The 21,595-nt window shown below is 56.8% G+C and carries 20 protein-coding genes; 13 read left to right on the top strand and 7 right to left on the bottom strand.

The window, feature by feature from the left end; translation table 11 throughout:
• Positions 1-21 precede the first annotated feature (21 nt).
• Positions 22-1,368, top strand: a complete 1,347-nt coding sequence (glmM, locus tag ACP5PX_RS03745) for a phosphoglucosamine mutase (RefSeq protein ID WP_428084101.1) — start codon at positions 22-24, stop codon at positions 1,366-1,368.
• 1 nt (position 1,369) lies between these two features.
• Here glmM and amrS read toward each other — a convergent pair whose 3' ends face one another.
• A complete protein-coding gene (gene amrS, locus ACP5PX_RS03740) occupies positions 1,370-2,401 on the bottom strand; it encodes an AmmeMemoRadiSam system radical SAM enzyme (RefSeq protein WP_428084099.1) in 1,032 nt (343 codons plus the stop codon).
• A gap of 104 nt (positions 2,402-2,505) precedes the next feature.
• Between amrS and ACP5PX_RS03735 the strand changes: the two genes are divergently transcribed.
• The 4 genes from ACP5PX_RS03735 to ACP5PX_RS03720 all read left to right on the top strand — a co-directional run bounded on the left by ACP5PX_RS03735 (position 2,506) and on the right by ACP5PX_RS03720 (position 6,609).
• A complete protein-coding gene (locus ACP5PX_RS03735) occupies positions 2,506-2,763 on the top strand; it encodes an Asp-tRNA(Asn) amidotransferase subunit GatC (RefSeq protein WP_428084097.1) in 258 nt (85 codons plus the stop codon).
• Complete coding sequence (gene gatA / locus ACP5PX_RS03730) at positions 2,745-4,118, top strand: Asp-tRNA(Asn)/Glu-tRNA(Gln) amidotransferase subunit GatA (RefSeq protein WP_428084095.1); 1,374 nt, start codon at positions 2,745-2,747, stop codon at positions 4,116-4,118. The genes ACP5PX_RS03735 and gatA overlap by 19 nt, the downstream gene beginning before the upstream one ends.
• Entirely contained in the window at positions 4,115-5,485 is a 1,371-nt protein-coding gene (gene gatB, locus ACP5PX_RS03725; protein ID WP_428084093.1) for an Asp-tRNA(Asn)/Glu-tRNA(Gln) amidotransferase subunit GatB, read from the top strand. The genes gatA and gatB overlap by 4 nt, the downstream gene beginning before the upstream one ends.
• A 68-nt stretch (positions 5,486-5,553) precedes the next feature.
• Positions 5,554-6,609: a hypothetical protein gene (locus ACP5PX_RS03720; RefSeq protein WP_428084091.1), complete on the top strand. Its 1,056-nt coding sequence runs from the start codon at positions 5,554-5,556 to the stop codon at positions 6,607-6,609.
• 13 nt (positions 6,610-6,622) lie between these two features.
• Here the strand turns inward: ACP5PX_RS03720 and ACP5PX_RS03715 are convergent, their stop codons facing one another.
• Positions 6,623-7,792 carry a proteasome-activating nucleotidase gene (locus tag ACP5PX_RS03715; protein ID WP_428084143.1) on the bottom strand — a complete coding sequence of 390 codons (1,170 nt, stop codon included), beginning with the start codon at positions 7,790-7,792 and terminating at the stop codon, positions 6,623-6,625.
• A gap of 238 nt (positions 7,793-8,030) precedes the next feature.
• On the opposite strand from ACP5PX_RS03715, the gene hflX reads away from it, so the two are divergent.
• The 4 genes from hflX to ACP5PX_RS03695 all read left to right on the top strand — a co-directional run bounded on the left by hflX (position 8,031) and on the right by ACP5PX_RS03695 (position 11,261).
• Positions 8,031-9,077, top strand: a complete 1,047-nt coding sequence (hflX, locus tag ACP5PX_RS03710) for a GTPase HflX (protein WP_428084141.1) — start codon at positions 8,031-8,033, stop codon at positions 9,075-9,077.
• A gap of 34 nt (positions 9,078-9,111) precedes the next feature.
• Positions 9,112-9,639 carry a tRNA (cytidine(56)-2'-O)-methyltransferase gene (locus tag ACP5PX_RS03705; protein ID WP_428084089.1) on the top strand — a complete coding sequence of 176 codons (528 nt, stop codon included), beginning with the start codon at positions 9,112-9,114 and terminating at the stop codon, positions 9,637-9,639.
• 84 nt (positions 9,640-9,723) lie between these two features.
• Positions 9,724-10,368: a transcription factor E gene (gene tfe / locus ACP5PX_RS03700; RefSeq protein ID WP_428084087.1), complete on the top strand. Its 645-nt coding sequence runs from the start codon at positions 9,724-9,726 to the stop codon at positions 10,366-10,368.
• A 56-nt stretch (positions 10,369-10,424) separates the two neighbouring features.
• The gene (locus ACP5PX_RS03695; protein WP_428084085.1) at positions 10,425-11,261 is read left to right on the top strand and encodes a hypothetical protein; all 837 of its coding nucleotides are present in this window, start codon (positions 10,425-10,427) and stop codon (positions 11,259-11,261) included.
• A gap of 10 nt (positions 11,262-11,271) precedes the next feature.
• Here ACP5PX_RS03695 and cooS read toward each other — a convergent pair whose 3' ends face one another.
• Entirely contained in the window at positions 11,272-13,176 is a 1,905-nt protein-coding gene (cooS, locus tag ACP5PX_RS03690; RefSeq protein ID WP_428084138.1) for an anaerobic carbon-monoxide dehydrogenase catalytic subunit, read from the bottom strand.
• 97 nt (positions 13,177-13,273) lie between these two features.
• On the opposite strand from cooS, the gene rd reads away from it, so the two are divergent.
• Positions 13,274-13,960: a rubredoxin gene (rd, locus tag ACP5PX_RS03685; protein WP_428084083.1), complete on the top strand. Its 687-nt coding sequence runs from the start codon at positions 13,274-13,276 to the stop codon at positions 13,958-13,960.
• A gap of 34 nt (positions 13,961-13,994) precedes the next feature.
• Here rd and ACP5PX_RS03680 read toward each other — a convergent pair whose 3' ends face one another.
• The 4 genes from ACP5PX_RS03680 to larC form a co-directional block, all read right to left on the bottom strand.
• Positions 13,995-15,515: an ATP-binding protein gene (locus ACP5PX_RS03680; RefSeq protein ID WP_428084081.1), complete on the bottom strand. Its 1,521-nt coding sequence runs from the start codon at positions 15,513-15,515 to the stop codon at positions 13,995-13,997.
• A 9-nt stretch (positions 15,516-15,524) separates the two neighbouring features.
• Entirely contained in the window at positions 15,525-16,667 is a 1,143-nt protein-coding gene (locus ACP5PX_RS03675) for a DNA double-strand break repair nuclease NurA (RefSeq protein ID WP_428084079.1), read from the bottom strand.
• Positions 16,668-16,807: 140 nt separating this feature from the next.
• Positions 16,808-17,284, bottom strand: coding sequence for a thermonuclease family protein (locus tag ACP5PX_RS03670; protein ID WP_428084077.1), 477 nt, complete (start codon positions 17,282-17,284; stop codon positions 16,808-16,810).
• Positions 17,285-17,348: 64 nt separating this feature from the next.
• Positions 17,349-18,548: a nickel pincer cofactor biosynthesis protein LarC gene (larC, locus tag ACP5PX_RS03665; protein ID WP_428084075.1), complete on the bottom strand. Its 1,200-nt coding sequence runs from the start codon at positions 18,546-18,548 to the stop codon at positions 17,349-17,351.
• A 158-nt stretch (positions 18,549-18,706) separates the two neighbouring features.
• On the opposite strand from larC, the gene ACP5PX_RS03660 reads away from it, so the two are divergent.
• From ACP5PX_RS03660 to ACP5PX_RS03650, 3 genes are all read left to right on the top strand, one after another.
• Positions 18,707-18,976, top strand: coding sequence for a hypothetical protein (locus ACP5PX_RS03660; protein ID WP_428084073.1), 270 nt, complete (start codon positions 18,707-18,709; stop codon positions 18,974-18,976).
• 4 nt (positions 18,977-18,980) lie between these two features.
• A complete protein-coding gene (locus ACP5PX_RS03655; protein ID WP_428084071.1) occupies positions 18,981-21,230 on the top strand; it encodes a CDC48 family AAA ATPase in 2,250 nt (749 codons plus the stop codon).
• 26 nt (positions 21,231-21,256) lie between these two features.
• Positions 21,257-21,595, top strand: a 339-nt coding sequence (locus ACP5PX_RS03650) for a PRC-barrel domain-containing protein (RefSeq protein ID WP_428084069.1), incomplete at its 3' end; no start/stop codon positions are given.

The raw sequence follows: 21,595 nt of genomic DNA, 5'->3' as shown, positions 1-21,595 counted from the left end.
GGCGATTATGAGTTGACATTCATGCCCAGGCTCTTCGGGACCTTCGGAGTCAGAGGAATCGTCAACAAGGAATTGACGATAAAGACCGCGCTTGAGCTCGGCCAGGCGCTGGCGACCGATCTGGGCAACCGGGGCAGGGTCGCCTTGGGGCGGGACAATCGAACCTCGGGCGAAATGCTCGAGCTGGCGCTGGTCGCCGGTCTGAACTCCGGAGGCTGCGATGTCGTCAGGTTGGGCTTGACCCCGACCCCGGTGCTGTCTTTTGCGACCAGAAGCTTCGGCTGCGATGCCGGCGTCATGATAACCGCCTCGCACAACCCTGCCGAGTACAACGGGATTAAATTCTGGGATCAAGAGGGCGCCGGTTTTCAGCGCTGGCGCGAGGACAGAATCGAGCGCATCATGTCCCATGGGCCCAAGCTGGTGGGCTGGCGCGACATCGGCCGCTCGGAAAGGGTTGAGGCCTTACCGCTTTACTTCGACGCCATCCTGGAAAGAGTCCCAAGGTTCCGACGGGGGTTGAAGGTGGTCGTCGACTGCGCCAACGCGGTGGGCAATCTAGTCACGCCAAGTCTGCTCCGAGAGCTGGGTTGCCAGGTGATTTCACTCAACAGCCAGCTTGACGGGACCTTCCCGGGTCGAAAACTGGAAACAATCCCGGAGAACCTGAACGGATTGGCTAAGGCTGTCGTCAGCTGCAAGGCCGACCTTGGAGTGGCCCACGACGGCGATGCTGATCGAACCCTCGTCGTTGACGAACGGGGAGAAGTGATCAGCGGGGACAGGGTCTTCGCCCATGTGGCCCTGCACTACTTGCGCGGGAAATCTAGGCCAAGAATTCTAACCACCGTGGCCACGAGCTCAGTCTTGGACGATGTTGCCGCTAAGCTCGGCGGCGAAGTCGTGAGGACCAAGGTCGGTGAACCAGAGCTGGTCGAAGAAATCCGCAAAAATGGTGGTGACATCGCCGGCGAGGAAAACGGCGGCGTAATCTTTCCGGACTGGCTGCTCTGCAGGGATGGAATCATGACGGCGGTTCAGTTTATCGCGGCCTTGGACAGCACCGATATGAAGGCCTCAGAACTAAATCTGACCCTGCCCAAATACTTCCAAGTCAAGCGAAGGCTGGAGTGTCCCGATGAGAAAAAAGCAAAGGTGCTCGCAAGATTAACCAAGAGATTTTCCAGATACCGAACCAGCCACATGGACGGCCTGAGAATAGAGCTTGAGGAAGGCTGGCTCCTGCTCCGACCCTCCGGAACCGAGCCCATTTTCCGCTGTTTCGCCGAGGCCAAGACGGAAAAACAGGCCAAAGCACTTGCCGCTCTCGGGATGAGGGAACTGAAGGCCGCCATAAAGGGAAGCTGAGCTACCGGGCGGCCGGGCTGTAATCGCCAAAAATCTTGATCTCGGCACCGCAGCTGGGGCACCTGTGGTCCCGGATCTCATAGCGGAGGATGTCAAATCCAAATCTCTCGATGAGCAGCTTGCCGCACTTCGGGCAGTAGGTGTTATCTCCCTTGTGGCCGGCAACGTTGCCGATGTAAACGTAGTGGAGGCCTTCCTCTTTGGCAATGCTCAGGGCCAGCTCAAGCGTCTTCACCGGGGTCGGCTCCCGATCGGTCATCCGGTACATGGGGAAAAAGCGGCTGAAATGGGTGGGGACCTCAGGGCCCAGCCGCTCCACTTCCCACCGGCAAAAATTTCGAATCTCCTCTGGACGGTCATTCTCTCCAGGGATGATCAAGTAGGTGGTCTCAAGGTGAATCCCGTTTTCCACCATCCACTCGCAGGTCCTCAACACCGGCTCAATTCCGGGGGCCGAGCAGACCCGACGATAGAAGTCATCGGAGAAGGCCTTGACATCAACGTTGGCCGCGGTGAGATAGGGTTTGATCTCCTCCCAGGCCTCTATGTTCATGTAGCCGTTGGTGACGTAGATGTTGTAGATTCCGGCGGCGTGGGCCAGCTTAGCGGTGTCGTACACGAACTCAAACCAGATTGACGGCTCCGAGTAGGTGTAGGAGATGCTTGGGCAGCGGTACTTCTGGGCCATCTCCACCACCCGTTCCGGCGGAATGTTCTCGTGGTCGACCTCCTCGATGCTGGCCTGCGAGATCGTCCAGTTCTGGCAGTGGCGGCAGGAGAGGTTGCAGCCGGCCGTGCCGATGGAAAAGGTATCGCTGCCCGGCAGGAAGTGGTAAAGGGGCTTCTTTTCCACGGGATCTATCGCCATCGACGTCACGGAGCCGTAAATCAGGGTGTAAAGCTGGCCGCGATCGTTTAACCTTGTCCGGCAGTATCCGGTCGCCCCCATGGGAATTACGCAAAGACGGGGGCAGAGGCGACACCGGACCTTGTCGCCGGGCAATGGCTCGCCAAACCGCGCCGGCCTTTTCATGCGCTCACTTCAGTATTACTTTCTCCCCAAAGAATTAAGCTTCACCTGTTTCCCAGAGGACCCAAACTTTTCTTATAGCAAGCGTGATATCAAGTGGGGATGGGATGGTTGAAAAACAGGGAGAAATCGAGCGCGGCGCTGAGGAGATAATCGCTTCCTTCCTCAAGGCCACCGAAAATTTGCCGGAGATAAAGGAGACCTACTATAGTTTGGAGGCCTACAACGTTGTCCGCCCCGACGATGAACCATCTCCTCCGGAGGAGTGCGCGGCATTTCGCAGCCGGTTCCTCTCCCTGATGCCCAAGTCGGATGAACTGGGCAACCTCAAGGTGGAAGTGGCGAAATGGTCAAAGGAACGCTAGAAAAACTGGCCGAAATCAGGCGCGGTGAGCTTTCCGCCGTTGAAAACGTCTCTTTATCGCTGGAGCGCATCAAGAAGCTGGACAAAAAGATCAACTCTTTCATCGAACTCAACCCCAACGCCTTAACCGAGGCCGAGGCCGTGGACCGGAAGATAAAAAAAGGCGAAAGGGTGGGAAGGCTGGCCGGACTGACCATCGGGATAAAATCAAACATCAACGTTGCCGGCCTGAGGGTAACCTGTGCTTCTCGCACCCTTCAGGATTACATCTCCCCCTACGATGCTGAGGTAATCAAGAGGATCAGGGTTGAAGACGGGATAATAATCGGCATGAACAACATGGATGAATTCGCCTGTGGCTCCAGCGGGGAGTCCAGCGCCTTCGGTCCGACCGAAAATCCTGCCGCTCCGGGACATATCCCCGGGGGATCGAGTAGCGGGAGCGCGGCGGCGATCGCGGCAGGGTTGTGCGACCTCTGCCTGGGAACTGACACCGGAGGGTCCATAAGGAACCCGGCCAGCCACTGCGGCGTCGTCGGCTTCAAGCCCACCTACGGCCTCGTGCCGCGGCAGGGGCTGATCGACCTAGGCATGAGTCTCGACCAGATCGGGCCGTTGGCGGCAGATGTCTCGGGCGCGGTGCTGATGCTGGAGACGATTGCCGGCCGAAGCGACAACGAATGCATCATGCTGAACGTGGACAAGGTGAGCTACTTAGAAAAGCTACGGGATGTCGATCTCAACGGGATACGTGTCGGCATCAGCAGGAAGTTCGCGGAGCTGGCCGATCCAGCAATCATGGATGTCATCGACAAACAGATTGAAAAACTGCACGACCTAGGTGCCGAAATTGTTGAGGTCGACCTGCCCAACCTTGAACGGGGGCTGCCAGCTTACTACCTCATCGTCTCGGTAGAATTCTTCTCCGGGACCAGAAAGTTTGACGGGCGTAAATACGGGAGGAGGATCGAGGAAGTCTGCGGCGAAGAGGTGCTGAGGCGGATCCTGCGCGGACGCTACATCAGCCAGAAGGAGTACCGGGGGAAATTCTACCAAAAGGCACTTCAGGTCAGAACTCTGATCAAGCGGGAGTTAATGGCAGCCTTTGAGAAGGTCGACGTCATCGCCGGACCCACCGTACCTAAGCTCCCCCATCGAATCGGGACTAAGCTCACGCCCATGGAGATGTACGCCTATGACTATCTCACCATCCCCGCCAATCTGGCCGGAATCTGCGCCGGCGTTATCAAGGCCGGAGAAATTAACGGCATCCCAGTGGGTCTTCAGATCCAGGGCAAGGTACTAGGGGAGCTGGAGGTGCTCCGGGTGATGAAGGCGCTGGAGGCGACCGAATGAACGTAAGGATAGGGTTTGAGGTCCACCAGCAGATCGCGACGAGGCGCAAGATGTTCTGCAACTGCCCGACGAACTATCAGGAAGTTCCGCCCAACACCAACGTCTGCCCCATCTGCACCGGCATGCCCGGCGCCAAGCCGCTGCCACCGAATAAAGCAGCGGTCGAGGCCGCGGTGGAAATTGCCCTGATGCTGGGGTGCGAGGCTGTCACCGACCAGACAATCTACATCCAAAGGAAGCACTACGATTATCCCGACCTGCCGAGCGGGTACCAGCGCACGAGCCTACCGATTGCCCGCGGAGGAATTCTCCAGGGCGTTAGAATCAGGGAAATTCACCTTGAGGAGGATCCCGGGCAGTACGACCCGACGACGGGGAGCGTGGACTACAATCGTTCAGGAGTGCCTCTGGTGGAAATCGTCACTGAGCCGGACCTGAAGTCACCAGAGGAGGCCCGCAAATTTCTGCGCGCCCTGATCCGCGTCTTGGAATACACGGGAAAGGTCAGGCCGGAAGCAGGCGGGTCGATGAGGGCCGACGTCAACATCTCCCTCGAAGGCGGCGGCAGGGTAGAGGTCAAAAACATCAACTCGGTAAAAGGTGCCTACCGCGCGCTCAAGTTCGAGATACTCCGGCAGCGGGAAAGGCTGAGGAAGGGACTGAGCGTGGAAAGGGAGACTAGGGCTTTCCTCGAGAGCCAGATGATCACCGTGCCCATGAGGGCCAAGGAAACGGAGGAGGACTACCGCTACATACCTGACCCTGACATCTTCCCGCTCATCCTCGAGCAGTCCTGGGTTGGGAAGATCCGGGAAGAAATGGCTGAGCCACCCCATCTTAGGGAGAAGCGGCTGATGGAGAAATACAGGATATCACCGGCGGCGGCCGAGGTCATCGTCAGCGAGAGGGAGCTAGCCGATCTCTACGAAAAGGTGGCCAGTGAAGTCGACCCCAAGCTGGCGGCAAACTGGTTTAAGACCAAGCTCAGGAAGGTGCTCAACTACATGAAGCTCCGGGCCGCCGATATCCGATTCACGCCGGCACAGCTCGCAGCGCTGCTCCGAATGGTCGAAGAAAAACGCGTAACTCCTGAGCAGGGGGAGCTAATCCTCCGGGAGCTGGCTCAGAAACCAGCCGACCCAGAGAAGATTATGCTGAAGCTGGGCTTGGTTCCCCTTAAGAAGACGGAGTTGGTGGCTGCAATTGACAGGGTGATCCGAGAGAACCCAAAGGCTGTGGAGGACTACCTCTCGGGAAAGAAGGAGGCCATCAATTTCTTGACGGGAAAGGTGCTCGCCCTTATAGGAGGTAGGGCTGATCCGAGGGAAATCACCAAGCTGCTGATGTCAAAAATAAAGGGAGAATAGATTTCTCACGATTTCTATCGATCTCAAAAACTGTTTTAATTAGGCAAAACAACGCAAATGTGAACCGTATGTCGATAAAAAAGATGGTACTCCCGCCATTACTTCTCTTAATTTTAATAGCAGGTATAATTATTCTTTCAAAAAATCCGGCACAGCCTTCCGGTGAAACCAAAATCACCCCGGCGGACCCCATCAAATTTTCCAATGGATTTTTCATAGGGATTCTGCCAACGCCGGAGGAAGGGCAAACATTCGAGCAAGCCTATTTGGAGGCTTCAAAATTTGCTCAATTTTCTCCCGTTTGGGGAAAGCCGACACCATTTTATAATCTGGCCAACGAACTGGCTGGGCAGTGGGGCCAAACTTTCGTGGAACACTACATCAGGGGCAACGGCATGTTCCCCATCATCCAGATGTCCTTTATCAATCAGGGGTTAACGCTTGTGACGCCGCCCGGGTTAGATGATGCGACCATGGATGACTCGAGGTGGAGAGAGGCCTACAAACAAGCTGTCCTCGACGTGGTAAAGGTATCAAGGCCGCTCTACCTATCCATCGGCAACGAGGTCAACCGCTGGTACGAAAAATACGGCGCAAACGAAAATGATCCCAACGGATTTCAGCACTACGTGAGCCTCTACGAGGAGATATACGATGCTGTGAAGGAAATATCTCCCACGACCAAAGTATTCTGCACCTTCGCCAGAGAAATGGTAAACGAGGGGAGGGAGGCGGATATTTCCATACTCACTATGTTTAACCCAGACAAAATGGATCTCTTGGCCTTCACCAGTTATCCCTACGCCGTGGCAGGCATAAATGAACCTTCAGATATTCCCCAAGACTACTATTCTAAATTGTTCAACTACATTCCGAACAAACCATTTGGTTTCAGCGAGCTAGGCTGGCCTTCGATCGATGCCTTCGGTGGCGAACGGGGGCAAGCCGATTTTATCACCAAAACCTCGGGGCCGCTTACGAAAGAGCAAGGGATGAACTTACAGCTTTTTGGCTGGGCCTGGCTGCATGATCTGGATAAAGATGACCGCTTAGGGCTGCTGAAAAGAGATGGAACAGAAAAAATTGCCTACTCGGTGTGGAAGAATCTGCTCTCGCAGAACTGACAAAATGATTTCGTTAGTAACCATACATTTTCTCTGGTTTGGTCGAGAGCTCAAAATCCTCATGGATCCGGCTCGGCGGTAGAACCTTGGCCACCGCCATTTTGAAGTCGGCCTGCGTCACCTGATCCCTTCCACCTCTGATTGCAAACATCCCTGCCTCAGTACAGATCGCCTTGATGTCGGCACCGGTCGCTTTCTCGGTGGCCTTGGCTAGAGCCTTGAGGTCAACGTCCTTGGCCAAGTTCATCTTCGCCGTGTGGATCTTGAAGATCGCATATCTGGCCGACTCGTTCGGCAACGGGAAATAAATCAACCTGTCGAATCTTCCCGGACGCAGCAGTGCCGGGTCAAGGATGTCGGGACGGTTGGTCGCGGCGAGGATTCTCACATCGCCCCGCGGATCGAAGCCGTCGATTTCGGCCAAGAGCTGCATCAGAGTCCTGTGCACCTCCCGGTCGCCGCTAGTTGAAACGTCCATGCGCCTGGCCCCGATGGCGTCGAGCTCATCGATGAAGACGATTGACGGAGCCCGCTCCCTAGCCAGCTCGAACATCTCCCTGACTATCCTCGCTCCCTCCCCGATGTACTTGTGAACCAGCTCCGAACCGACCACCCTGATGAAGGTCGCCTTGGTCTCGTGGGCCACGGCCCTAGCCAGCAGCGTCTTTCCTGTACCTGCCGGCCCGTAGAGCAGAACCCCTTTGGGAGGATCTATGCCCACCTTGGCAAAAAGATCCTTCCTCAGCAGGGGCAGCTCCACGGTCTCCCGAATCTCCCGAATCTGCTCCTCAAGCCCTCCGACATCGGCGTAGGTGACCGTGGGCGCCTCGTCAACTTCCATACCCAGAACCAAGGGATCCTTCTTTGACGGCAAGATCTCCATGATGCTCAGGTTCCGCTGGTTGAGCGCCACCCTGACCCCGGGCTTGAGATCCTCGGGCTTGATAAACTGTGAAGCCGTGACCACGAAGTGAGGCCCAGCGCTGCTGCGCACGATGGCGCGGCCATCCTCCAAGACATCTATAAGCGTCGCTGCCACTAGTGGCGGGGCCCGCATCCGGTCAAACTCGGCTCGCAAGCTCTGCAGCTCCCGCTCCATCTTCAGGTACTGGCTCTCGATGATGCGCTTCTCGTGTTCGAGATCACGGACGCGGCGCTCGAGTCCCTGGATGTAGTCCGCCACGTAGGACTCGTCGCTGGAGCTGGGTTTTGATTTTGTAGAATCGGACAACTTTGATCCCGTTCAATAATATTGTAAGACCTTAATAAAGTTTCAGTGGAAGTTCAGGTCATTTTTTAAATAAACTAGAGAAAGTTGGCCCAAAACACAATCAAAAACAGCCACTCTGACTATTCCATCAGAATTCTCGATGGTCTCACCCATAAATTTTTGCCAGCATGGTGAGGTTTAATTGAGGGACATGCGCGTTATTCTCGTCGAACGCCTGACGCCTGGAGAACAGCCCAGCCTGAATGAGCTGGAAGCGCTGGTTAAGACGTTAAACTATGAGGTGGTGGCGAAGGTGCAGCAGTTCCGCCCCCCTGATCCTGCCTATCAAATCGGAAGAGGTAAGGTGAAAGAGCTGGCCGCGCTGGTCAAATCCAATCAGGCAGAGCGAGTAGTTTTCCGCAACCAGCTGACCCCTTCCCAAGCCTACAAGCTTTCGCGTCTGGTCGGCGTGGAGGTCGTCGACAGGTTCCAAATTGTCCTGGAAATCTTCGCCATGAGGGCGGGTTCACCTGAGGCGAAGCTGCAGATAGAGTATGCCCGGCTGAGATACGAGCTGCCTAAGATTCGGGAACAGATTAAGGCACTCCTCTCGGTGGAGCAGCCGGGTTTCCGCGGTGGTGGTGAGTACGAGGTTAACGTGAGGTATGACATGGTCAAGCGCAAGCTGGCCAACCTGCGCCGGAAGTTGAAGTCCTTGGAAAAGACCCGGGAGGAGCGGCGCAAATTCAGGAGAAAAAGAGGGTTCAAGCTGGTGGCGCTGGCCGGCTACACCAACTCGGGAAAGTCAACGCTGCTGAATGCCCTGACCGATGCCCGGGCCGAAGTGGATGATATGTACTTTACCACCCTGATGCCTAGAACCCGGGCGCTCAAGTCAAGCAGGATGATCCTACTCACCGACACAGTCGGCTTCATCGACGACCTGCCACCGTGGCTCTTCGAGGCGTTCAAGGCCACGCTTGAGGAAATCTATATGGCGGACCTAGTGGTGCTGCTGGTGGACGCCTCGGACTCTGTCCCGGAAATGATAAGGAAGCTCAGGACATCGCAGAAGATCTTGGCTGGCTATCATGTCAAGACGATCACCGCACTCAACAAAATCGACCTAATAACTGAGGAAGAACTCAAGCGCAAGATGGAAGTGCTCCACAGCATGACCTCAACCCTGGTGCCGATATCAGCTGCCCGAGGCACCAACCTGGACGCGCTGTTGGAGTCTATTCGCACCAACGCCTAACAGCATTTAGCTCCGGAAATCTCAATATTAAGCGATGGCCAAAGTCGTAGTTTTACGGATGGGGCACCGAATTAACCGGGACAAGCGGGTGACCACCCACGTGGGGCTGGTCGCGAGGGCTTTCGGCGCCGACGGAATGATCATCGCCAACGTCAGCGACGCGTCGGTTGAAACCAGCATCAGGAAGGTGGTCAAGAACTGGGGCGGGGAATTCTTCGTGGAAAGCGGAAGACCTTGGAAGACCGTCGTGGAGGATTGGCGCCGGAAGGGTGGCATGGTTGTGCACCTGACAATGTACGGATTGCCAGTCGATGAGATGATAGACAGGCTCAGGGGCCGAGAAATCTTGGTCATCGTGGGGGGAGAAAAAATGCCGGGTGAAATCTTCAAGATAGCTGATTTTAACGTTTCCGTGGGCAATCAACCACATTCGGAGATAGCGGCGCTAGCCATTTTTCTTGATAGACTTTTTTACGGTTCTGAGCTGAAAAAAGAGTTCAAAAACGGAAAAATGAGGATAATTCCGACAGAAAAGGGTAAAAAAGTTGAAATAAGGACTTGAAAAATCCCCCAACTTTGTTTTAATTCCCGTTAGTTATATTTACAAAAAGAGACAAAAAATTTAAATGCTGGAAATGGTGGTCCCATGGCAAAGGCAGCTTCTAAGAGAACAGAAAAGACGAAGAAAAAAAGCAAGGAAGAAAAAAAGCAGGTGAAAAAAACAGGTGCTGCTTCGGCAAAAAAGGCAAGAAGCAAGGTCCAGCCAGTAAAGGTCGAGGCAAAGACCGTACCGCTGGAGAACCCCACGATTTACGAGCTTCTTCACCAAATAGCCGGAGAGCACGGTTATACCGTGGCCAAGGCCATCGTCTCGGAAGAGCTGACCGATGAGGAAATTGCCAAGCGGACCGGGATTCGGCTCAACCTCGTCCGCAGGATATTGTACGATCTCTACGACAACCGGGTGGTCAGCTACCGGCGGGTCCGCGACGAAAACAGCGGTTGGTATATTTACTACTGGAAAGTCGACCCTGAGCGCGCGCTGGCATATGTCAAAACCAACCGCCAGCTTCTGTTGCAAAGGCTCGAGGAGCAACTAGAGAAGGAGAAGAACACCATCTATTTTTCCTGCAGCAACGGTTGTCCTAAGGTCACGCTGGAAGAGGCCTCGGAAAACGATTTCAAGTGCCCGAAATGCAAGGGCAAGCTGGAGCCGTACGACAACTCGGCCATCATCGTATCCCTTGAGCGCCGGATCCAGGCGCTACGCGAACAGCTGACCCAAGCTTGAATTTTTGCTGCCGCTTGCCTTTTTATAAATGGTCGGCCCAAAGACGCGGCGGGGATGTGCTGCAAAGAACTGAAAAGAGAATTTTCGCCGAAGAGGTGGACTTCACCAATGGACGGACCGAACGTGCCTCAACCAGCGATGAAAAGGTTAATGAGTTCGGGGCCGTCTGCGATGTCAGCGTTCTGACCACTCGTGATAACTTTGAAAAGTCGCGGCAGATTTTTAGCGGCGGCGGGCTCTATCTGCCCTCGGCGACCTACAGCTGGCTATCGCGCGACAAGTTGATATCGGTGCGGGGGCTAACGGTCGGATACAGCTTGGTCAACCAGTTCGTGCGTGACGGCGAACTGATTGTCGTCTATCTGCCCGAGCTGCTGGATGAGATCTCGCGAAGGCTGCTTTACGGGGCTGAGCGAGAAATACCGCTCACCGATCTCAGGGCCTCCATGCTGGCGGCCTATCTTAAAATGCCAATCCTGACCTTCGGCGACCAGCTCATCGAACGGCTGAGCGACCACCTAGGTGCCAAGACTATCTGGCGACTGGACGTTCATCCGGACAGAGGTTCGCTGCTAACGGCGATTGACCTCTACTGGGAGCTCGCCTCCGACCTGGGCAGTTACCTGTCACGCCACCAAAATAACGGCGTTGAATTTGAGGTCCTGGTGGAGGAACTTAGACGGATCAAGCTGGATAGCCTGAGGATGAGGACCGCGCGCATGTTGAAAAACAGCCCGCAACCGCCAGGCTCGGGGAGTTTGAACCTCGCCTATGTTGGGTGGGACATCACCACCATAATGCGCGAATATTTGGAGCAAAAGATAATCCCGCCCGAGGTGGCGAGGGGGCTGTATGAGAAATCACTGCTGCTAATAGCCAGCCTAGATAAGTGAGCACCGCCACTCAGATTCCCAGCTTCTTCCGTTTTGACTCCACATGGGCTAGGATGGCGTCGGCGGCTTTGACCGGGTCCTTCTCCACGTTGATCTTGCCCCCGGTGACCAGCTCACAATCACAGGTCAGTAGTTTCACCAAGCTAGGTGCACCGGTGACCGTGGGGATGGGGTTAACATAGGTGAAGAGGCCTAGAGCAAGCGAGAAGATGGCGTCGATGGTGGCCTTCTGCTCCATGTACTCGGGGGCCGCAGCTGCGACGGGGAGGTCGGAAATGTCAACGCCACCCAAGGATTTGGAAATTTCAGCCAAGAGGTCGGCCAAGCGTCCGGTGTCCGTGCAGGTGCCGTAGCTTAAAACAGGTGGTATCTTAAGCGCTTCGCAGATCTTCCTCAAGCCGGGTCCAGCCAGCTCCTTGGCCTCTGGGGAGCAGAGGCCGGCGACCTGCATCGCTGCGTTGCCGCAACCCATCGAAAGAACCAGTAGGTCCCGCTTGATCAGCTCCTTGGCCAAGGCCACGCTGTGCACGTCTTGGCCGTGGTCTCTGAGCGTGGTGCAGGAAACCAGCCCCACCACCCCGCGCAGGGTGCCTCTCTTGATTGCCTCCAGAAGTGGGTCCAGAGTCCCGCCCAGGGCCTCCAAAATGCTCTCCGTGGAGAAACCGACGACCGCCTCCCTCGTGGGCAGACCGAATATCGGCTCAACGGAGGCCTTACGTTCCCTGAAGTTATCTATCGCCATCTGCAGCAGCTGGGCGGCCTGCTGCTCCGCTTTCTCAGGGTCATAGTTCACCCTGTCTTCTACCCCTTCAAAGGCGACCAACTCGCTGACCGGAACCAGCTTGAACTTGTACCTCTGGGCATACAGGGGATCAATCGGCATGGAGCAGTTCATGTCGGCGGCGAAGAGGTCGACGCAGCCGCTGGCTAACACCGCCTCCTGCATGATCCAGTTTCCGGTAAAGCCGTAGAACACATCGTCCATCTCGCATCGCTGAATCATCTCCTGCCCCGTCTCGATGTTGGCGATGACGCGAAGTCCTTTTGCCCCGGCAGCTTGCGCCCTTTCCTGCCATTCTGGTCTCCTCGCCAGCTGAACTAGGGCAAACCCTAAGAAGGGCTCATGGCCGTTGGGCAGCACGTTCACGTAATCCGGATCCAAGACGCCTAAGTCAACGCGCATCCGGTGCGGTCGGGGAATTCCGTAAAGGACATCCTGGCAGAACTCGTTGACGATCTGGCTCTGGTAGGCCATCGCGATGCTGAGCCGCATGGCCTTGAGCGACAAGCTCACGTAGTAGCCGTCGACGTTGGTGAGGCAGGAACTCGTCGCCAGCAGCAGCTCACCATAGATGCCTCCCGGAAAAATTCCCAGCCGTCTCCAGAGCTCCTGGCGTGGTTCTGGAGCCAGGGCTCTTACAATTTGGCTGGGCTCGGTGTAACTTCGATTGAAATCCGATTCCACGAAATCACACAGCCTGAGCGCGATTTCATCGATCGGCCCCGAGACATCAACCCCCAGCCGCTCCGCGAAATTCCTCAGCTTGCCCGGTTCCCTGATCTCAAACATCGTTTTTCCCTCGGCCGTGGCGCGCAGCGTCTTGATGGTCTGCTCGGTGTGGTAGTGGTAGGTCGAGGCACCCAAGATATTTCTCAACAGGGACATGCGCGCGGCCATCCCGTCCGCCGTTATCCCGCAGACGCCCCTCTTCCCGGTAGAAGCATCGGCGCGGCAAGGGCCGTTAGAGCACAGGTCACATCTTGTTCCCGCCTGACAGAAGGGACATCTTCGATCGGGGTCGCCACCCAACCCCTGAGCTTCGTATCGATCCCAAATGTTGGTAATTCCATCCCTCTTGATCCGCTCGTAGGCTCTGAGAACGGAGGGATGGTAAGAAATCCTTTTCTCGTCTATTAAATCTCCACCCACATAACTGCGTTATTTTTCTTTAAAACATTACCCGCCCATCGGAAAATTTTAAGTAGACTCAGGTTCAGGGAAAAACGATGATATGGACTTAAAAACCCTCTACAAGGTCAGCTACGGCCTGTATGTGGTGAGCTCAAAATTTGGCGAGAAACCGAACGGTCAGATTGCCAACACCGTTTTCCAGACCACCTCAGAACCCCCGACCGTGGCCGTCTGTCTCAACAAGAAAAACCTGACCCATGAGATCGTCCAAAAGAGCAAGGTGTTCGCGGTATCAATACTGGCCAAGGACACGCCGTTAAAGTTCATCGGCGACTTCGGCTTCAAAACGGGGCGAGAAACGGACAAGTTCCAGGAGGTCGATTATAAGATTGGCGTCACCGGCGCCCCCATCGTCCTGGACAACGCCGTGGGGTATCTCGAGGCCGAGGTGATCAACAGCTTGGACGTGGGCACTCACACCATTTTCATCGGAAAAGTGGTCGATGCCCAGATGATCAAGGACGCGGAACCGATGACCTATGCCTACTATCACGAGATAAAGCGGGGGGCTTCTCCGCCGACGGCTCCGACCTACCTCAAGGAGGAAAAGCCGGCTAAACCGCCCGCGGGTCAAAAATACAAGTGCACCATCTGCGGCTATATCTATGATCCGGAAAAGGGCGACCCTGACTCCGGAATCAAACCCGGGACGCCGTTTGAGGAGCTGCCGGAGAACTGGGTCTGCCCGATATGCGGTGCCGACAAATCTGCCTTTGAAAAGCTGTAGGACATCCAACCAAAGACTGAAAAACTGGCCACCTTCACATGAAGGCCTTAGCGTCCTCCTCTTCCCCGGAACTCATCCTCTCAAACTCTTGCACCGCCTCCTCTATGCTGAGGCCACCGGAGCGGCTTGGCGAGCGCCTCTGCCGGATCTTCACAAAGATGGGGTAGTTCACCGCCTCGCCGACAATGAGCGCCTCGCCCACCGGCAACGTGGAGATCATGTCCGCGGCCTCCTTGGTTATCGACTCGGAAGACTGCTTGATGTGTTCCAGGTCATACGGATTGGTTATGCGCAGTATCACGTTGGTGCTGGCTTGGGAGAGCACCGTTGTCGACAGCCTCACGGGGCGCTGGGAAATGAGCATCAATGAGGCGTAGAACTTGCGACCCTCTCTGGCGATAGTCTCCAGCGCCGGCCTAGAGATCGCCGCTTCTCTGGAATCGCCCGAAGGACAGAACTGATGGGCCTCCTCCAGACAGAGCAAAAAGGGAGGCACGCGATTTCGCTTCCGGGCCTGAAACAGCCTCCGGGCCGCATGCGCCACCAGCATCTGCTTTCGGCGCAGGCTGGTTATCTCGCTCAAGTCCATCACCAGCGCCCTTCCGGGAAACACCGCACGCTCCCAGTTGGGGTTGTCGGCGTGATCAAATATCCCCAGAGACTGCAGGTCGTTGAGCCAGCCCACCAAGGCCTGCTGGAGCTGCTTGTTCAGGCCTTCCTCAGCTTCAACCCTAGAGATGACATCATCCAAGTCAAATGAACCTTTGCCATTTCTCATCTCCGCACGCAGGTTCTCAAGCACCTTCTGGAGCTCACGCAACTGAACTCCGCTGATGTCGGGCAGAAACTCCTTGAACTGGTAGGCGTTCAGGTTGGGCACACCGATGCGAACGTCATTGCCATTAACCACGGCCACCATGCCGGAGAAATTGGGGCTGTCCGCCAGTCCGACGTATTCCCCGTGAACATCGACGATCACTAGAGCTGGTCGGCCCTGCTCCGCCGGACGGTCGAGCAGCTCCTCCACCAACACGGTGGCAAAGTGGCTCTTGCCCGAACCAGACATGGCAAGCACGGCCACGTGTTTTCTCAACAGCTTGGTGAGGTCAAGTCTCACCGGAAAATCGTGGTGCTTCAGCCTGCCGATCTCAACCCCACCGCTCGGCCGCAGCCCCAGAAACTGCGCCAGCGTTTCACCTTCCACCGTTAACACCCTTTGACCGGGGGAGGGTGGGAAGGTGTTCCTCTCCAATCCCTCGGCCCCCTGAACTCCCAGCACCTGCGCCCGCGCCACCAGATATTCCCAGCGATCGGCGGGAAATATCGAGTTTAACGGCCTGCCTCTCCGCTCGTATTCCCTGACGGACTCCGCCCGCATGAAGTACCTGTTTGTCTTGACGAGGCTAGTTACAAAAGCGATCGCCCGGCCTTCCTCAGTTACCACCGCGACAAACTGCCCCTGGCGGACGGGAATGCCGCCGCCGCTCGTGACCACAAAACTGAACTGGCACGGTGACGGTGAGTCCTCGTCCACGATAACTGTTCCGATCTCCAAGACAACACCTCAGAACGGCTTCCTCGCCCGCCGCATTTCCAGGGCAAAATCTGGCTCCAAGCGGGCAGAAATGCTGTCCCGGAACAGTTCCAGGTCCTCCTCCGTCAGCCTCGCCCGGGCGTCAGCCTCGACGATTACCGAAGGCAAACCAAATCCGTCGTGGAAGGAGGACAAGGCGTAAACCAGCGAGGCAACGCGATCGGCTGTTTCGGCAATACCTTCTCCACCTTCCAAAAACTCCACCCGGAGCGGTCTATCAAACGGTACCGTTCGGATGTAAAAGCCATAAATCTTGGTGGCCCACGGACCCAAGTCGCTGAGCACATAGCTGGCCGGCTTCTCCGCATAGGTGAAGGCCGAAGTGCGCTCGCCAACCTTAAGCAGGTGATTTAAAAGAACCGTGTCCCTTGTTTTCTCCAGAATCGAGAAATCATCCTTTTCTAGGCCGAGGTCAAATTTGGATAATATTCTTTGCTTCAAAATTTCCACGAACCTGGCCCCGCGGCTGTCCTTAACGGCCCCGGCGAGAATGATGCCGGATTGCACACAGGCCTGATACAATCGGGTATAAGCTTGGATCAGATTTTGATAGCGCTCGAACAGCTTGGGGCTTCGCGGAAAGCGTTCGACGTATTGGGGGACGATTGAACCATCAAGCAATATCGATCCGACGCCGCCGTTATCGGCCACGTTTGCCGCAATTTCGATTTCGGCCAGCTGGCGTTCCATCCCTGCCAAAATCTGAAATTCCCACGCGTCAAGCGATTCCGCAACGTCAATCGGCCTCGGCTGGGGAAAATCGCTCGGCAAGTACTCGGCCCCGGCCAACACACCTTCACAGTAGTGAAGTATCACCGCCAGGGCCCGGACCAAGATGAGGTCAAATCCATGCAGCTGCTGATCGAGCAGGCCTCCGTCGACCCCGCACACACGCAGGTCCTGAAGTGGATCAATCTTCACCTCCTTGACAAGGGTCCTCTCGACAATGCCACCGTCCGTATCCAAGCAAGCGCCTTTCAGACCGGACAGGGCCTTGCCGATCTTTTTTCTCCGCGACTCCTGATCGATTATGCGCTCGACCATTTTTTCCACAGCCAACTCCAGCGATAGGGCCTCGGTAGAAAAACCTGCCGCCTGTTCTGATGAACTCATGCCAAGCCTCCAGAGCTTCAAGCGTGCCTTCCAACCGTCACCTTCGAGCCAACCAAAGATAACCAAGGACGGTTTAAGCGAATTTTGAAGAGGGGTCGCCGAAAGTAATGTTCTGGGCTTTCACGGTTGGTCACGAGAACTTAACGGCTGCTGAGCGGAAGATCAACCATCCATTTGTACGGGTTGAACTCCGATGGCGGCAGGTACAATATTTCGGCGAGGCCCCGGCGCAACAGCTCGGCGTTGAGATTGAGCCAAACATTATCCACGTCCACGTAGACCAGAGCTAGCGTGCGTCCATAACGATCTCTCGGCTCAAGGTCGTCGACGTTCAGGCCGATCTTGGATCCTGGGGGACAAAAATTCTCGACAAATTCCTTGGCGCTCTCGGCCAACTCCCTCTCCTCTAGGTTGCTCGACCGCAGTTCTGGGGCGTTAATTCCCACCAGCCTCACCTTTTCCCCGCCCTCGAGATCTATAGTGTCACCATCGATTACCCGGGAGACCACAGCGGATCGTTCAATAACCGGTGCTTCTTGAAAATCTTCGCCGGGACGGGTGCTCTGGCTGACGAGAACCCATGCTAGTAACAGGAGCAAGGCAAGTATTGCGATCACGACCCACCTTTTCAGGGACCTCCCGAAAAATCTTTGAACCTGGGTGCTAAAAGGAGGAGAAACTTCACCTGACCTTGCTCCGGGCGGCCTCCTCAACCTTTCTGATGACCTCGCGAAGGGAAATCCCGGTGCGATCGGCTATGGCCTTGGCATCCTCATATTCTGCCCTCCAGCCGACGATTCTGCCGCCCTCGCGTGCGACCTTCACCCGCGGCTTGAACCTCAAGCCCGCGAGCTTGAGGTCGACCCTGACTATCTCACGCTCCAGCATATAACGGTGGACAGAGGGCATCAGGCGGACGCCGAGTGTTCCCGTCTCCTGCATCAACACCCGGCTCAACCGCTCCGCTTCCTTAGGCCTCGCCAACACCCGCAACAGAAATCCGGGCCGGCCCTTCTTCATGATCATCGGGATGGCGCCGGCGTCCAGGGCTCCCGCTGCCAGCAGCTTTTCGATGGCGTACCCGATGACCTCACCAGTAACACTGTCGACATTGGTTTCCAGCACCGCGATCTCGCCGGACTCCGAAGCTTCCCAAGTCTCCCCAACGCACACCCGGGTGAAGTTCGGGGAGGGAAAATCTCTGCTGCCGGCTCCGTAGCCTACCGAGAGCACGCGCATCGATGGAAAGGTGCCGACGTAGCGGCTGGCCAGGGTGGTGACTAGGGCAGCGCCGGTGGGGGTCGTCAGCTCATTGGGAGTGGCAACGCCCACGAGGGGTTTTCCCTTGAGAATTTCTAGGACGGCCGGGGGTGGTATGGGCAGGCTGCCGTGGGTGAAATTCGTAAGGCCTTTGCCGACCGCGATTTCGCTGGAGACGATCTCGCCCTCGAACAGACCTAGGTCCTCGGCGGCAGTGCATGCCCCGACGATATCGGCGACGGCATCGGCGGCCCCGACCTCGTGAAGGTGGAGCTTGTCCAACGTCCTGCCGTGGACCCTTGATTCCGCTTCGGCGAGCTTCCTCAGCGCCGCGAGGGCCTTGTCACGGACGACCTCCGGCAGGTCGATCTTCTTCAGCCCGTTCACAATCTCCCGGTAGCTTCGGCCGCCTTGGTCCTCCGTCGCCACATCGACGCGCGCCGCCCTGATGCCATTCACCTCAACGTGTTTAATCTTCACCTTGACCTCGCCGAAACAGCTTCCCGCCGAAATCATGGCCTGCTTCACCCGTTCCGCCGAGGCCCCGGCATCGATGAGGGCTGCCGTGAGCATATCACCGGCAACGCCGGCGATGCTGCAGTCGATAAAAGCCAGCTTCATCTTTCACCTCTTGAGAGTATGTGCCTGATAATATTAGAAGCTGCGGATTTAATACATTTGTTATAAATATAACAAATATTCGAGCGGCGCGTTTGTTATATATATAACAAAAGCTTTATATAGGGGGTCATTTGTTATAAATATAACAAGTGATCATCATGAGAAAAATTCTGCTTGTCTGGGATGTCAAGTCGCGGGGCTCACCGGCCACCCTTTTCTACCGGGCACTCTGCGGCTATGACTACGAGACCAAATCCGGGCGCAACCACTCCCCGGGCATCCTAGACCAGCTCCCTGAGGATGTCTGGGAGTTCATCAACCGCAGCACCCTGCTGATCGAGGAAGAGTACGCCAAGATGGTGGAGCGCATCTTTAAGGAATTCGCCGAACATTTGATTTGGTACAAGTTTGTGGTGGAGGAGGAGTGAGATTATGCCCGAAAATGAAGTGAAGCTGGTGGTGGCGGAGAACCGCTACCAGAACTACGTGAACCGCGGCTTCGCCCTGATTGACGAAGCCATCATGAAAAGGGTTGGAATTAAACAAGGTGACTACATCGAGATCATCGGAACTAGGTCGACCGGAGCCATCGCGATCAAGGGAGCTCCCGAAGATCGGGGACTAGAAATCATTCGGATCGATGGCATGATCCGGCACAACGCCGGCACCTCCATCGGGGAAAAGGTCACCGTGCGAAAGGCAGCGATAAAGGAGGCCAAATCAATTACCGTGGCCCCAACCGAGCCCAACGTCAGGTTCATGGGGCCGGGTGAGGTGATCAAGCGCAACCTGATCGGCAGGCCGGTGGCAAAGGGCGACCTGATTGCACCGACCCCGCCCGAGACCGAGGTGCTGGACGACTTCTTCGGCAGCATCTTCGGCAGCATGGCCCTGCCCTTCGGCCTCGGCGAGGTGAAGTTCGTCGTCACCAACACCAACCCCTCCGGAATCGTCCTCGTCACCGACATGACCAATGTGGAAGTTCTCCCGGAGGCCGTCGAGCTGAAGGAGCTCAAGGTTCCTCCGGTCACCTATGAGGATATCGGCGGGCTGAAGGTGGAACTAGAGCGGGTGCGGGAGATGATAGAGCTCCCCCTGAAACACCCCGAGCTCTTTGACCGGCTCGGGATAGATCCTCCGAAGGGCGTGCTGCTCCACGGTCCTCCGGGCACGGGAAAGACGCTGATCGCGAAGGCCGTCGCCAACGAGTCCGGCGCCAACTTCATCTCCATCAACGGTCCGGAAATAATGTCGAAATGGTATGGTGAATCCGAGGCCCGCCTGCGCGAAATCTTCGAGCAAGCCGAGAAAAACGCCCCCTCAATCGTCTTCATCGACGAGCTCGACGCCATCGCCCCGAAGCGGGAGGAGGTCACCGGAGAGGTCGAAAGGCGGGTGGTCGCCACCCTGAACACCGCCCTCGACGGATTGAAGTCCCGGGGCCGGGTCATCGTCATCGGCGCCACCAACCGGCCCAACGCCCTCGACCCCGCCATCCGCCGGCCGGGGAGGTTTGACCGGGAAATCGAGATCGGTGTGCCGGACCGGGAGGGGAGAAAGGAGATCCTCCAGATTCACACCCGGGGCATGCCGCTGGCCAAGGACGTGGACCTGGACTACTACGCCAGCATCACCCACGGCTTCGTCGGCGCCGACCTCGAGGCCCTCTGTAAAGAGGCGGCCATGAGCGCCCTGCGCCGGATCCTGCCCGAAATCAAGCTTGACGAGAAAACCATCCCCACCGAGGTGCTCGAGAAGCTTCAGGTCACCAAAAGCGATTTCGACAATGCCCTGAAGTTAGTTGAACCCTCGGCGATGCGTGAGGTCCTGGTCGAGGTCCCGGACGTTCACTGGGACGACATCGGCGGACTGGAGAAGGCCAAGCAGGAGCTGCGCGAGGCGGTGGAGTGGCCGCTTAAGTACCCTGAGGCCTTCAAGCGGCTGGGCATCGAACCTCCGCGCGGCATTCTGCTCTACGGGCCCCCGGGCACGGGAAAGACGATGCTGGCGCGCGCCGTGGCGACGGAAAGCGAGGCCAACTTCATCTCCATCAAGGGGCCCGAGCTGCTGTCGAAGTGGGTCGGGGAATCCGAGCGCGGGGTCCGGGAGACCTTCCGGAAGGCCAAGATGGCCGCACCGGCGGTAATCTTCTTCGATGAGATCGACGCCTTGGTGCCCAGGCGTGGCTCGGGCTTCGGTGACTCCCACGTGACCGAGCGCGTCATCAGCCAGCTGCTCACCGAGCTCGACGGCCTGGAAAAGCTGGAGAAGGTGGTCGTCATCGGCGCCACCAACCGGCCCGACCTGATCGACCCGGCGTTGCTTCGACCCGGACGCTTCGACCGGCTGGTGCTGGTCCCGGCCCCCGACCTGAAGGCGCGGCTGGAGATACTAAAAATCCATACTAGGAAAATGCCGCTGGCGAAGGACGTTGATCTCGAGCAGATCGCCAAGGAGACCGAGGGTTACTCGGGCTCCGACCTAGCCGCGCTCTGCCGAGAGGCGGCGATGCTGGTGTTGCGGCGGGACATCCAGGCTAAGGAGGTCACCATGCAGGACTTCCGCCAGGCCATGGAAAGCGTCCGGCCGTCAATCACCCCGGAGATGATAAAGACCTACGAATCCTTCGCCAATCGGATCAGCAAGCGGGCCGTCGAAGAGGCCACCACGATGCACTATTAAACCTTTTAAGGGTCTGAAGAGAACTTATGGCGGAGGTCGAAGTCGTGCAAATCCTCGCGAGCAAGTTGCGATCCGTGGGAGTGATCACCGATCGGGGTCTCCAGCTGGGTCGGGTCAGCGACATCATTTTCGATGAGAAGGACGGGAGGATCGTCTCCCTCATCGTTAAACCCGCCTCAAGGGAGGTGCTCGGGACCATCCAGCGGGACGAGAGCGGCAATGCCCTGATCCCCTTCAGCGCCGTGATGTCAATCCGCGACTATGTGGTCGTGAACGAAAGGGTCCTCGCCATCCAGCAGCTAAAGGCCCAGCCCAGAACTCCCCCCGGTCCGCAGCCCTCACCACCTTTGCTACCACCCAAAGAA

This window comes from Hadarchaeum sp. (SeqCode) (genome assembly GCF_049969415.1).
GTDB lineage: Archaea > Hadarchaeota > Hadarchaeia > Hadarchaeales > Hadarchaeaceae > Hadarchaeum.
This window is presented reverse-complemented; position numbering and strand designations above follow the sequence as displayed.

Coding starts and splice junctions, on each gene's coding strand:
- ACP5PX_RS03720 (WP_428084091.1), top strand. CDS start 5,554: ATGTCGATAAAAAAGATGGTACTCCCGCCATTACTTCTCTTAATTTTA.
- larC (WP_428084075.1), bottom strand. CDS start 18,548: ATGAAGCTGGCTTTTATCGACTGCAGCATCGCCGGCGTTGCCGGTGAT.
- gatB (WP_428084093.1), top strand. CDS start 4,115: ATGAACGTAAGGATAGGGTTTGAGGTCCACCAGCAGATCGCGACGAGG.
- hflX (WP_428084141.1), top strand. CDS start 8,031: ATGCGCGTTATTCTCGTCGAACGCCTGACGCCTGGAGAACAGCCCAGC.
- ACP5PX_RS03735 (WP_428084097.1), top strand. CDS start 2,506: ATGGTTGAAAAACAGGGAGAAATCGAGCGCGGCGCTGAGGAGATAATC.
- ACP5PX_RS03705 (WP_428084089.1), top strand. CDS start 9,112: ATGGCCAAAGTCGTAGTTTTACGGATGGGGCACCGAATTAACCGGGAC.
- tfe (WP_428084087.1), top strand. CDS start 9,724: ATGGCAAAGGCAGCTTCTAAGAGAACAGAAAAGACGAAGAAAAAAAGC.
- ACP5PX_RS03675 (WP_428084079.1), bottom strand. CDS start 16,667: ATGAGTTCATCAGAACAGGCGGCAGGTTTTTCTACCGAGGCCCTATCG.
- amrS (WP_428084099.1), bottom strand. CDS start 2,401: ATGAAAAGGCCGGCGCGGTTTGGCGAGCCATTGCCCGGCGACAAGGTC.
- glmM (WP_428084101.1), top strand. CDS start 22: ATGCCCAGGCTCTTCGGGACCTTCGGAGTCAGAGGAATCGTCAACAAG.
- gatA (WP_428084095.1), top strand. CDS start 2,745: ATGGTCAAAGGAACGCTAGAAAAACTGGCCGAAATCAGGCGCGGTGAG.
- ACP5PX_RS03655 (WP_428084071.1), top strand. CDS start 18,981: ATGCCCGAAAATGAAGTGAAGCTGGTGGTGGCGGAGAACCGCTACCAG.
- ACP5PX_RS03660 (WP_428084073.1), top strand. CDS start 18,707: ATGAGAAAAATTCTGCTTGTCTGGGATGTCAAGTCGCGGGGCTCACCG.
- rd (WP_428084083.1), top strand. CDS start 13,274: ATGGACTTAAAAACCCTCTACAAGGTCAGCTACGGCCTGTATGTGGTG.